This window comes from Pseudomonas sp. Pmew2, assembly GCF_058129885.1.
The window spans coordinates 48,588-60,308 of sequence record NZ_JBYJZP010000004.1 but is presented as its reverse complement, the minus strand read 5'-3'; the positions used below and the strand labels follow the sequence as shown (position 1 = coordinate 60,308).

General features: G+C 55.0%; 16 protein-coding genes and 1 pseudogene. 1 reads left to right on the top strand and 16 read right to left on the bottom strand.

Features of this window, described 5'->3' with window-relative positions:
* Positions 1-4 precede the first annotated feature (4 nt).
* The 11 genes and pseudogenes from AC4ANK_RS29820 to AC4ANK_RS29770 all read right to left on the bottom strand — a co-directional run.
* Positions 5-958, bottom strand: a pseudogene (locus AC4ANK_RS29820) (DUF5710 domain-containing protein); the annotation flags it as partial.
* A gap of 42 nt (positions 959-1,000) precedes the next feature.
* A complete protein-coding gene (icmT, locus tag AC4ANK_RS29815) occupies positions 1,001-1,288 on the bottom strand; it encodes an IcmT/TraK family protein (protein ID WP_460385288.1) in 288 nt (95 codons plus the stop codon).
* Between the two features lie 28 nt (positions 1,289-1,316).
* Complete coding sequence (locus AC4ANK_RS29810; protein ID WP_004666892.1) at positions 1,317-1,562, bottom strand: hypothetical protein; 246 nt, start codon at positions 1,560-1,562, stop codon at positions 1,317-1,319.
* 36 nt (positions 1,563-1,598) lie between these two features.
* On the bottom strand, positions 1,599-2,150 hold the full coding sequence (locus AC4ANK_RS29805; RefSeq protein WP_050426729.1) for a phospholipase D family nuclease: 552 nt from the start codon (positions 2,148-2,150) through the stop codon (positions 1,599-1,601).
* Positions 2,147-2,731, bottom strand: a complete 585-nt coding sequence (locus AC4ANK_RS29800) for a hypothetical protein (RefSeq protein ID WP_460385287.1) — start codon at positions 2,729-2,731, stop codon at positions 2,147-2,149. The genes AC4ANK_RS29805 and AC4ANK_RS29800 overlap by 4 nt, the downstream gene beginning before the upstream one ends.
* Positions 2,732-2,928: 197 nt before the next feature.
* Positions 2,929-4,110, bottom strand: coding sequence for a plasmid transfer ATPase TraJ (traJ, locus tag AC4ANK_RS29795; RefSeq protein ID WP_011106982.1), 1,182 nt, complete (start codon positions 4,108-4,110; stop codon positions 2,929-2,931).
* Entirely contained in the window at positions 4,107-4,907 is an 801-nt protein-coding gene (locus AC4ANK_RS29790; RefSeq protein WP_007247253.1) for a type IV secretion system DotC family protein, read from the bottom strand. The genes traJ and AC4ANK_RS29790 overlap by 4 nt, the downstream gene beginning before the upstream one ends.
* Positions 4,904-5,377 carry a DotD/TraH family lipoprotein gene (locus AC4ANK_RS29785; protein WP_460385286.1) on the bottom strand — a complete coding sequence of 158 codons (474 nt, stop codon included), beginning with the start codon at positions 5,375-5,377 and terminating at the stop codon, positions 4,904-4,906. The genes AC4ANK_RS29790 and AC4ANK_RS29785 overlap by 4 nt, the downstream gene beginning before the upstream one ends.
* A gap of 36 nt (positions 5,378-5,413) precedes the next feature.
* Positions 5,414-5,905 carry a lytic transglycosylase domain-containing protein gene (locus AC4ANK_RS29780; protein WP_074801681.1) on the bottom strand — a complete coding sequence of 164 codons (492 nt, stop codon included), beginning with the start codon at positions 5,903-5,905 and terminating at the stop codon, positions 5,414-5,416.
* A gap of 292 nt (positions 5,906-6,197) precedes the next feature.
* Positions 6,198-6,404 (bottom strand): hypothetical protein, encoded by a 207-nt coding sequence (locus tag AC4ANK_RS29775; RefSeq protein WP_004668200.1) that lies wholly within the window; start codon positions 6,402-6,404, stop codon positions 6,198-6,200.
* An 88-nt stretch (positions 6,405-6,492) separates the two neighbouring features.
* Positions 6,493-7,005 carry a transcription termination/antitermination NusG family protein gene (locus AC4ANK_RS29770; protein WP_057446507.1) on the bottom strand — a complete coding sequence of 171 codons (513 nt, stop codon included), beginning with the start codon at positions 7,003-7,005 and terminating at the stop codon, positions 6,493-6,495.
* 215 nt (positions 7,006-7,220) lie between these two features.
* Here AC4ANK_RS29770 and AC4ANK_RS29765 point away from each other — a divergent pair, with 215 nt between their 5' ends.
* Positions 7,221-7,592 carry a helix-turn-helix domain-containing protein gene (locus AC4ANK_RS29765; RefSeq protein ID WP_057425389.1) on the top strand — a complete coding sequence of 124 codons (372 nt, stop codon included), beginning with the start codon at positions 7,221-7,223 and terminating at the stop codon, positions 7,590-7,592.
* A gap of 1 nt (position 7,593) precedes the next feature.
* Here the strand turns inward: AC4ANK_RS29765 and AC4ANK_RS29760 are convergent, their stop codons facing one another.
* The 5 genes from AC4ANK_RS29760 to AC4ANK_RS29740 are packed head-to-tail and all read right to left on the bottom strand — an operon-like array spanning position 7,594 to position 11,692.
* Complete coding sequence (locus AC4ANK_RS29760) at positions 7,594-7,791, bottom strand: hypothetical protein (RefSeq protein WP_004642338.1); 198 nt, start codon at positions 7,789-7,791, stop codon at positions 7,594-7,596.
* A gap of 50 nt (positions 7,792-7,841) precedes the next feature.
* Positions 7,842-8,813 carry an oligopeptide/dipeptide ABC transporter ATP-binding protein gene (locus AC4ANK_RS29755; protein WP_057425388.1) on the bottom strand — a complete coding sequence of 324 codons (972 nt, stop codon included), beginning with the start codon at positions 8,811-8,813 and terminating at the stop codon, positions 7,842-7,844.
* Positions 8,810-9,796 (bottom strand): ABC transporter ATP-binding protein, encoded by a 987-nt coding sequence (locus AC4ANK_RS29750; protein WP_057425390.1) that lies wholly within the window; start codon positions 9,794-9,796, stop codon positions 8,810-8,812. Before AC4ANK_RS29750 ends, AC4ANK_RS29755 begins: the two co-directional genes overlap by 4 nt.
* Positions 9,797-9,798: 2 nt before the next feature.
* Positions 9,799-10,674, bottom strand: a complete 876-nt coding sequence (ddpC, locus tag AC4ANK_RS29745; protein ID WP_102001477.1) for a D,D-dipeptide ABC transporter permease — start codon at positions 10,672-10,674, stop codon at positions 9,799-9,801.
* A 1-nt stretch (position 10,675) separates the two neighbouring features.
* Positions 10,676-11,692, bottom strand: coding sequence for an ABC transporter permease (locus AC4ANK_RS29740; RefSeq protein WP_057425386.1), 1,017 nt, complete (start codon positions 11,690-11,692; stop codon positions 10,676-10,678).
* Positions 11,693-11,721 lie beyond the last annotated feature (29 nt).

Here is an 11,721-nt window from a genome sequence, read left to right as displayed (position 1 = left end):
GGTTCACACCGCTTTTCTTGCCGTGCTTGTCATCGACCGTCGCTACACGCTGCCGACTACCGTCCATCACCGGCATGCCTTTGACCACCAGGCCGGCTTGAGTCAGTACATCCAGAAACTCTGATTCGGCGTCCCCACCACCGGCGCGGCGGCTTGGATCAGGCAACCAGTCGGTGATGCGATCAAGGTCACATCCAGGTCTCGCAAACCACAGCTTTTCCTCTTTGTTCCAGGCAATGGCCGCACGACCGTCACTGAGTCGTCCGGCAGACAGACGAGCCTTATCACGATCATCAGGCGGCACGGCCAGCCAGACCGGGTATTCGGATGTGCGAGGGGCTGTTTCAATCTTGAACTGGGCATTGTCCGACGCCGGGAAGTTCTGTTGCGACCGGCTGCGGTCGTGCAACCCTTCGGCCACCATCGTCGTGAGGTTGATGAGGTCACTGACCTGCATCGCACGCGTACGCTCTATGCAGGTTTCGCGAAAAGAACGGACACCCTCGGCAACGTTGCCACGGATTGGTGAAACAATCCTTTCACAGGCAAAAGCAAAAACTTCCTCTGCCTTCATTGAGTCAGTCAACTGAGGATAAATCCTGGCAACCTCAGCCCAGAGAGCAGCCATGCCCGGATCATTGCGTGACTGGATGACGCCTTCTAGGACCGCTCGTTTTTCGGCGGGGTTGAAGGTGTTGATCCCATAATGTCCGAGTATTTCGTGCCTAAGAGTTCTTCTAAAGTGGTCCTCGTCACGAAAGTTGGAAATGGCAAATTCGGCTCGTCCTCTTCCTGGACGAAATGAACCGAGGATAGTTCCAGCGGCTTCTCGGGTGGCTTGCGGTCCATAAAGCTCCTCCTGGGTTTCTCTGATCTTGTAGCTGATGGTGGACGCTACCGGGTAGGTCGCACAGAATTCAATAACTAACTTTTTCGCATGATCAATGGTTAACGTCATTGTCTCTCGCCTCCATTATGGGCGCCATTTGCAATAGCAAGTTCATCGCTCCCCCCTTTCGGTAAAGCGTCGATACCACCAGGGCCGACCGGACATGCGCTTGCCGCGCATCAGGTAAGCCAGTCGCATCACCAGGACCTTGAACGTCCATCCAAAGAACGAGAGCAGCCGAAAGCCGCCAATAATGGCGGTGATGACGCAGAGCGTGACCATGGAGGGGAAGCGAAACCACGCCAGGTACAACAAGAACAAGGGGGCTGGTATGCCGTAGAGATTGAGAAGGCGTGAGGCGTCGCGCCAATAGCCCGGTTGCAGTTGCTGGTCAGACATGGATGACTCCTATGCTGCGGTTGGGCCGCTAGCCCGATTCGTGATCTCCTTTTTTCGCCGGCGCGAGTTCCGGGAACTCAACCAGCAATGCCTTGTTGCCCTGGGCGATGTGTTTCATCACCGCCAGTCTGATGTTTTCACGCACGCTCCCTGTCGATACGAAGTACATGCCCCAGGCCTGATCGGGCGTGCAATGGCCGATCTGTTCCTCAATGTCTCGGAAGGCCTTGCATTCGTCTGGGGTTGAGCAGCACTGCTGAGCGTTTTGGCACATGACTTTCCCCTCCCTAGTAGTTTCACCACACCTTCCTCAGTAAGTCGGCTGATAAGGCTGGCCCTGCACCCAGCGTGATTGCCAATGCTCCAGGTACACGCTGGCCACCGCAGGAACGTCCCACATCACCACCGCATTTTCGCTGTTGGCCTTGGCAGCCGAGGCCGAGTAGTTGAACGAGCCGGTCTCGACGTTCTGGCCATCGGTGATGATCACCTTGTCGTGCTGAATCTTGTACGCAGCGTTGGTGCGCACAGGGATTTGCGCGTTGGCCAGCAGGTTCATAGCAGCGCGACTGGCCCTGTTGTCGTTGCCATGGGCATCGACCACTACCTGTACATCGACGCCGCGCCGTTTGGCTTGCACCAACGCCTTGACCACGCTCGGAGAGGTGAAGCTGTAGGCCATCAGCCGTATCTGCTGCCGGGCTCGCTGGATCACATTGAGTACCAACTGCTCCGCGCTGCCCTCGGGTGAAAAACCCACCTGGATTTCCGCCGCCTGAACGGTAAAGGTCAGATTGCACAGCAGCACCGAGGCCACCAGTCCTCGACTTAACGATCTGGTTAACGCCGATAAGGCAGTCATGACACGGCGCTCTGTTCAAGAGCGCTGGATACTTCTCGATGCGCTTGTGCTTGTTGCACCAAAGGCTCAGTCATGGCGTGGCCCCTCTTGGCAGGCTTGCACAGGGCTGCACCGAGATTTTCAGCGGCAACCTTGAGCCATTCGTTTGCATCACGCATGGCACCGGCGTCTATGGCTGTGTCGGTCTTGTCCTGGCGGCACAACATGAGAAACTCATAAGCTTTCTTGACCTGATCGATCTGCTCACGACTATCCTTCTCCGACCCAGCCAGTTCGGCCTTCAGCTGCTCGATCTCGGCCTGGAGCGAGTCGACGATTTTCGGAGCCTTGCCAGAACCAATTGGCGAAGCCTGCACCATTGTTGCCAGTACCTGCGCCATGTCGTTCCACGAAACACCTATGAACTTTCCATCAGGAGCGCACAGCTCCAGTAACTTCTCTCCGCCGCGCAGGCACATGAGATGCGTCGGCTCAAAGATGGATTCGAATCTGGCGATTTCGCCTTGCAGGAATTTGATGCGGTCCCGACTGCCTGCCAGGAGGCAGCGAAGTGTCTCTATCTCTTCGAATTCGTTGCTCATTTCAATTCCTTCGCGCTTTGCGCGTAGAGGGTCTGACGCTGCGTCGAGCAGGCCTTGTGGTTTCCGCATTACCTAGGGGTGGGGGGCATCCTTGCCTGCATTTCGAAGGTCGGCTTCAGGTCGAGCAGTGCTTCCACCCGAACTGGGCCACGCCTTGTTTGCCAGACTGGCGGGACTAAACTGCACCAAAAGCTCAATCATGGCGTGGCCCGCTGTTCGAGTTCCCGCAATTGAGAGGCGGTCATGGCCACCGCCAGTTCACGCCGGTCAATGCGCCCTTCCAGATGAAGACGCCAGGCCTGATCAGCGAAGCGTCGTTGCTCCAAGCGAATAATGGAGTCGATATGCCGACCCCATTCGGGGTAAGGCATGCTGGCCAGCTTGGCGCGCAGCCCATCATCGAAGATGATGTATTCGCGCACGGCCTGGCGTTTGCCATCGGTGGTGCGCAGCAGCTTTTGCACGATGATGTATTGCAGAACGCTCAGTAGATCGTGGGCCGTAGCCTCGCGCATTTCCGAGGGCACCATGGTCAGGCACCGTGGAATGGCCTCTCCAGGTGAATGGATGTGCAAGGTGCTGAGATTGAAATGGCCCACCTGTCCGGCCAAAACGGCGGCCTGGAAGGTTTCCAAATCCCGCATTTCACCCACCCCGATGATCGACGGTGCCCGGCGAAGATCTGCCCGAATGCCTTCGGCATAGTTGGCAACGTCTCGACCTATCTGCAGCTGCGTCGAGGCCAATACATCCCCTGGACGCGCGAGAATGAATTCGATCGGGTCTTCGATCGTGGTCACCTTCCGGTCAGGATCGGTGTCCAGGCAAAAGCGGTAGATAGCGGCCGCCTGGGTACTTTTACCCGACCCCGTTATTCCACCAATGAGTCCTAGACCATTGGACGGCAACAACGCTTCGAACAGGTCCTCTTCCAGCCCCATCTTTGTTAGATCCGGGATATCAGATGGAATGATCCGCATCGTCAGGGCGATGGTGGTGTCCAGTCGCCCAGCAGTGGCCTGCACAAAGTTGCAGCGAAAGCGTAATCGCTCGCCACGCTCCAGGCCGTAGCGCTGGTTGATGTCGCCATCCAGCTGTATGGCCCGGTCTACAGGCCGACCACCGCGTACCGTCGGCCGGATTTCAGGGCTGAACAGATCATCGAGGAGCTTGGACCACGTATCGTCAGCCAGCACAAACCGGCTGGCCTGGCGCAAGCGACCTTGATGCCCTACCACCAGGTGGTTACCGCCCTGGATGTGAATGTCGCTGGCTGACTGCCGTTCACACCAGACGAAAAAATCGCGCAAGGTGTCTGCATTCAGCCCGTCTTCAAAAGCGTAGGGGGCAAACTCCATTGTCTGGGCCGTCTGGGTCATGGCTGCACCTTGCGTATCACCGGATGCCACTGAGTTTTGTCGGGAACAAAGCCGGCGTTCTCCTTGAGGCTTCGTACGCGATCGCCGGTGGTCAGCTTCTGCCGATCCCCCGTCACGGTCTGCTGTTGATCCGTGACGACCGGCGCCGTGATGAACCCCTGGCGCAGTAACTGCGAGTACATCAGCATGCCCCGGTAATCTCGGGTCAGGCGGTTGAAATTGGCTTCAAGGGTCTGATCGGCACTTTGCCGCCCTTCACCCCAGCCCTGGCGGACCGCCGCTTGCCAAAGCGCCTTCTGCAAACGGTTTTCAGGTGTGACTGCCACGGTTTCATCAGGGCCCGACGATGACAGTCCCGCCATCAACCAGGTACGCCACGATGGTGGGTTACTGACGAACCGTTCGGGCACGATGATTTCGTAAACATGGCTCGCAGTGCGTATCTGCCGTGGCGTGATATGGGCCACGTCCACCGCCTCATCGATGACTGGCGGTAGCCAGCCCTCACGGCTGATGAGGGTCCGAAAGTCATACAAGGTGTTGAGCCGTCCGATCTGCCCCTCCAATGCCTGGCGTAATTCCCACGCGCGCTCAGCCTTACCGCCGCGAAACCCTGTATTGCGTCCCGATTCCTCCAGCAGTTGTCGCCGCGATTCGGTCACGTCTGCTGACGGCGGGTCAGCGGGGGCAAGATAGCTTTCCAGTGGCGCCGGCGTGTCGGAGGGTGTGGAAGGTGGCGTATGTCCACACCCTTGCAGGCCCTGCAACAGGACAAGCGTCAGAATTGATTTTTTCACTGACGCCCTCCCACCTTCTTGGCAGGCTCCGCCTGCGCAAAGGCCAGGGTCAGTTGCCCTGGAAGCTGGGTCAGGGTCGCACGCCAGGCTGTTTGCATCTCGATCAGACGCAACAGATTCGCATAGGAGATTCCATTGACCTTGAGGTTCACCGGCAAGGGCAGGCGCACGCCGGTCCAGGCAAACGTCTGACCGCGCTGGCGGGCCAGATGGGACAGCAGCTCAATCGCGTCACCGCTCCAGTCAACCGCGACCAGGTCGCTCTGAGCACGGATAGCATCGGTCGGCAGGGTTGACCGGGTATTGATCGCACCTTCCATCCACAGCGTTTCTTGCTGTAACGCAACCCGATCAAGTACCGGCGCAGCTGTCGCAGAAGGCGTAGGAGCCGCCGGCGGCTTCTCACAAAAACTCTGGCAGCCAGACAGCAGCAATGCCGCCGCCGGCGCAGCCCAAAGGGAGTATTTCATCGATAGTCTCCTGACACCCCAAACCGGGCGCAGTCATTAACGGATAGCGAGGTGGGCCGGTGCAGCGCCCAATGCTTTGAGGCGGTCGTAGACGTTGCGCACTTGCTGCGCGTAATGCAGGCGCCGTTGCTCCTGGCGTTGCGAAGGGTCAAAGCCTGCGTTATACGAACCCAGGCAACGCCAGGTATTGCCGCACACACGAAGATGTTGAGCCAGTACCCAAGCCCCCGCCTGAACGTTAAAGCAGGCGTTGGTGAGCAGGTCCTCCGCTCGCGTGATCAGTCCCATCCTGACCAGCCGGTTAGCGTTGCGCGTGCTGATCTGCATGACGCCGTAGTCGGTGCTGAGCACTTTTCCAGACGAATCGCGGTTAAGGTTTACTGCATCAGGCTGCAGCTTACTTTCCTGTATGCCGATCGCTTGCAGTAGCACCGGATCAACTCCATAGCGCTGGCCAGCCTCCTGGAAGCAGAAAGCAGAGGCCTGCAACGGCGCCGACAATGCCAAAACCAGCCATAGGCAGCGCATGGCTAACCCCCAGCAACAGGCACAGGCCTGACGGGAGCTTTGACTGCGGGAGCCTGTGCTTTAGCGGTCGGTTTGACCTGTGCTGACACGGGAGCAAAGGAAGGAACAGCGCTGGTCTGGTGCAACCGGCTCTGCGCCTGGCTCACCGAAGAAGCGCTCTGCCGGATCTGCTCATCCACCCATTCCCCCGCCGGTTCCTGTGCGAACTGGGCCGTCGGCTGGCTGCACCCTGACAGAGAGATGAGCAGCACGGAAAAAAGGAGTCTCTTTTGCATTGCGACCTCCTCAATGACTACCTTTTGGAGTCATCAACCATTTTTTGGATAGCCGCTTCCAGGAAGTTATCGATCAGGTAGCGAGCCACTACGGAAGGAGAGATTTGCCGAGGACTGTTGGTTTCATAACTCACCCGTATGGCGGCTTTGTTGAGCGCATCGACCCTGAGCGGCTTAATGTAGACGCTGGTGGTCTTGGTGGTTGCTTCTTCAGATGGCGCCATGGGAACTCCTACATATTGTGTGAACGCAAAAAAACACCGCCTGGCAAAGCCCGGCGGTGAAATGGAAAATCGTGGGAAGTGGTAATGCCTAGGCGGCACGTACCTTCGAATAGCAAAGGGTTCCGTGGCGCCTGACAAGGCGCTCCAGCGCTGCGTCCTGGGCCAGGAGCGCAAGGAAAGCCGCTCTACGCGCAGCTTGAGATTTCATGTCGATGATCAGACGCAGCGTTTTTTCCAGCTCAGTCGGCAAATTACGAAACTCGATGCAATCAAGCGCACGGTTGGAACGAACCAAAGCCGCTGCCTTCAAGCCCTCTACTGTGCTGTCCTGCATGACACACGCTTGACCGCCGAACTGAACGAATCCATGGGCACCATTCAACGCTGTGATGGTGGTGGTGTGCGTCACTTCGGGATCGAAGCGCAGCAGCAGATAGCCAGGAAACAAACGCACCACCTTCTCTGTCGATGAAGGGCGATCCGGACGTTTGCGGTAGGTAATGCTTTCGGGGGAATACACCTCCACCTCCAACCGCTCGATCGACGTGATAAGCGACTGATAAACCGAAGAATTGTGCATCAAAACACGCCAATTTTTCATATTCAGAACCTTTCGATCAGGCGCTCTTTCGAATTCCCAAACCGCTGAGCGCAGGGGCGAGTGATGTGCTGATGAGAACCAGCTCTATCCATCTCTGGGCAATGGGTGACCGACAGGAGATGGATTTCTAGGGAACAAAATAAATCAGTCGATAGTAAAAGTAAACACATTACGACCTAAAGATACATAAGTGGCCTTTTTATGAAGCCAAGCTTATGAAATTATTGATTTTTTTTGGAGACACTGTGGACACTCTAAGGAGCGTAGTCGGAGCAAAAATCAAGGTCCTCCGGAAAATGGCCGACCTGAGTCAGGCTGAGTTAGCCGCACTGATAGGGTGTGATGCCCCTATCATCGGACGATATGAAAGAGGCATACACATGCCCAGCATTGAACAATTGATTAAGCTTTCCACTGCCCTGAAGGTATCTCCAGCTGAGTTACTCCCAAATCAAGATGATGAAATCCGACAACAGCTAATTAGCTTAAGATCGCAGCTTTCCCTAATAGGAATGAAAATCGACTCCCCGGTAATCTTGGAAAAAATAATTGATCATGCAAAAAGCTTAGACCCTGATCTAGACTGATTTAAAAGTCAAAAATATTAGCACTTTCAACTGAAAGCTCGTCGATAATTTGTCGAATCCTTCTGCACCGGGTAGCTTGACACTTCAAAGACTCTTCATCTTTATAAATAACATCATCACTCGCTATATAAAAATATATCCTTGCCATTTCAGACAAGGAATGTAGCTCTTGAGCTTTCTTTGCTACTTCTTCAATCATACCTTAATCCTCCTTCCCAGCTTTCCGCAATTTACAATTCCAAAGATTAATTATCGTTTTTGCAAATGACATCGTACAAATTGTCTTTCACTCTCGATCAATGATTGAGGTTTATCGCACCCGGTTGTGTGCTGGCTACAGCGGTCCCGAAAGAAACAGCCACTTGGTAGCTTGCGGTTACCTGGTAATTCGATGGGAGCTGCGATTGATTCAGTCTTCGGTGCCGCACCTAGTCGTGGGACAGCTTCGAGTAACAATTGGGTATAGGGGTGGCATGGCTTATCCAGAACTTGAGCTGCGCCACCAAGCTCAACGATTTGCCCCAAGTACATCACTGCTATCCGCGTAGACATATGACGTACTACAGATACATTGTGCGAAATCAAGATGTATGTGAGCTTTCGTGTCTCTTGCAGCTCCGCTAGCAGATTGAGTATCTGTGCCTGAACCGATATATCCAATGCCGATGTAGGCTCGTCCAGGACAATAATATCTGGATCAGAAGAAATGGCTCGAGCAATCGCAATCCGCTGCCGCTGCCCTCCGGAAAACTGGTGGGGGAATCGGTCAATATATTCTGGGCGAATGCCGACCTGGGCCGCGACTCTTGCCGCCACGTCCCTCATCTGTTCATGAGGAGCATTGCCTCGCACGTATAAGGGCTCAGTGATGATTTTCCAGATGGGAAGGCGTGGATCAAGTGACGACTGAGGATCTTGTAAAACGATTTGAATATTACTGCTACCTTCGCCGCGTCGCTCGGTCCACTTCAGCTCACCACTGCTGGGTGCCACCAAGCCCAGCAATACCTGGGCCAATGTGCTTTTACCGCAACCAGACTCTCCTACAATACCCAACGTTTCACCAGCTCGTACCTGAAGGTCAATGCCATTCAAAGCGTGTGCATATCCCCGTGGCCGTCCAAGCCAGTCATTACTGACGGGAAAACGAACACGAACTTCGTTCAGCTGAAGAACGGTGGCAGCCTCTTTAGCAATGGTATAAATGGTGGCATTGTTCATAGCGAACACTCCTTCAGCGATAGCCAGCACGCGCAGCTATGTTGGTCGCTGATTGCATTGAGCTTCGGGCGTTTTGCACAATAAGGCTGGACGTATGCGCAACGCTCCTGAAACGTGCAGCCCATTGGCAAGGAGGCTAGGCTCGGCACATGACCAGGGATAGTCAGCAGCGAATCACCAGGCTCTACCACTTCTGGAAGGCATCTGAGTAACCCTTGCGTGTAGGGATGCTGTGGATTCCCGATGACGTCGGCAGTGTGCCCTTCCTCAACCACAGCACCCGTGTACATTACGTACACCCGGTCGCAGAACTGCGAAACCAATGCGATGTCATGAGTAATCAACAGAATAGCGGTGCCTCGTTGCCGAGCTTTTTCTCGCAGCAGCAGCAACACCTGACGTTGCACGGTTACGTCCAGTGCAGTGGTGGGCTCGTCTGCAATCAACAATTTTGGTTCACAGGAGAAAGCCAACGCGATCATTACGCGTTGACGCATGCCTCCTGATAATTCGAAAGGATAGCTCTCCAATACCTGTTCTGGCGTAGCGATGTGCATATCGCGCAACAGTGCTATCGCCTTGATACGGGCTTCTGGGGAGCTTATTTTCTGGTGATGGGTGATCACCTCCAGCATTTGCTGGCCTATGCGCCGTGTCGGATTTAGGGCAGTCATTGGCTCTTGGAAAATCATCGATGCATCGCGGCCCCGGATTTTTAGTAGATCCTTTTCAGGAACCATCAACATGTCTCGACCGAGCATATATAAGCTGCCATCAGTCACGCGGTAGCTGCGCTCAGGCAGCAGGCGCATGCTCAACATGGCAGTCACCGACTTGCCCGATCCGGACTCACCAACGACACCTACGATTTCACCAGGATTGATGTGCAACGATAATCCGTTGAGGGCCTTGACGTTGTTCTTATAGCCAGGAAATTCCAGGTACAAGTTGTCGATAGCCAGTACTGGACTCGATATCTGCATGGTCATTTCCCCTGTTGCTGTGGATCGAGCAGATCACGCACGCCATCACCCAGCAAATTGAAGCCAGTGGCCGTAATCAGAATTGCTAGACCCGGAAAGGCCGAGTACCACCAGTTATCCAGGATGTAGTTGCGTCCGGTGGCGACCATAGCGCCCCACTCTGCCGTAGGTTGTTGTGCACCCAGGCCGATAAATCCTAGGGCTGAAGCCATAAGAATCGCGCTCCCGATATCCATGCTTAGTTGCACCAGTAAAGGCGGCATCGCGTTACGTGCTACGTGCCAGTGCACTAGGTGCCAGCGACTGGCACCGAAAGTCTGGGCTGCCTTGACATACCCCTGATGTCGAATGCTCAACGCTTGGCCACGAGCTAGCCGCACGTAGGAGGGTATTCTTACGAGGGTGATAGCCAGCATCGCGTTGAACAGGCTCGCGCCCAAAGCAGCTGCGAGAGCCATGATCAATACCAGCGACGGTACCGATAGCATGATGTCCATCAGGCGCATGATGACCGCATCACAACGTCCTCCAATAACCCCTGAAAAGCATCCAAGTATTCCGCCGATGAAACAGGATGCAAATGCCACGAACAAGCCAACACCCACCGATTGTTGGCTGCCGAAGATAACCCGACTGAACAGGTCACGACCGACCTCGTCTGTGCCGAACCAGTGAGCCGAGGTCGGTGGCGACAAGCGTTCAGCTAGATTCAATGCGTTAGGGTCGTGGCTGGTAAGCCAAGGCGCACAGACCATACACAGCAAAATCAGGAAGATAATTGCAAGACCTGCCATGGTCAGCGTGCTGCGGCCAACGTGGTGGGCCAAATAGGCGATTTTTGCATGAAACCGGGCGCGATTAGTCTGGTATACGTACATATCAATTCACCTGGCCAATGCGTGGATCAATCACGCGATATACAAGATCAATCGCCATGTTCAGCAGTACATAAATGAATGAAACCATGATTGCGAAGCCCATCACCGCAGGGAAGTCCAGCGCCTGGATCGATTTAACGACATAGGCTCCCATACCTGGCCAGGCAAATACTGTTTCGGTCAGTACTGCGCCATACAGCAAATCCCCCAAAGTCAGTCCAAGGACGGTAACTGAGGGGATCAGAGCGTTGGGGAGCGCATGGCGAAGGACAACGGTCCATCGGGACAGTCCATAAGCGCGTGCGGTACGGATGTAATCTTCACCGAGTTGATCGAGCATCGCCGAACGAATCTGTCGTGCAATAACACCAAGGGTAACGAACCCTAGAGTTGCCGCAGGGAGAATCAGATGCTCAGCAGCATCGAGAAATAATCGGCCATCACCCGCGATTAAAGAGTCGATCAGATAAAAGCCGCTGTTTGCAGGTGGTGGCGCGAGCCCGTCTGACAACCGAGCGCCCCCAGGCAGCCAGCCAAGATGACCATAAAACAGAACAATTGCACCAAGGCCGAGCCAAAAAGCCGGGGTGGAGATTCCAGTCACCGCCAAGGTACGGGCTATATGGTCTACGGCACGGTTGTGATACACGGCTGACAATACGCCAAGCGGCACACCTACCAAAATCGCCAGAACTAGTGCTACCAGCGCCAATTCCAATGTAGCCGGGAAAAACGCTTGCAAGTCTTCAAGCACCGGACGGCCAGTTCGTATCGATGTCCCAAGGTCACCTTGCAGCAGGTCAATCACATAACGACCATATTGTTGATATAGCGGTAGATCCAATCCCAACTGATGACGTATGCCCGAAACCAAGGCATCACTGGCACGGTCGCCTGCTATCAGCCGGGCAGGATCACCAGGGATCAGGTGCGATATTGAAAATGTAATTAGCGAAACACCGAACACCACCAAAAGCAGGCCGAACAGGTGCTTGCGCAAAAAAGTCGAAAAGGCCATTGAGCACCTCGATAATGCGGGCATCAAAA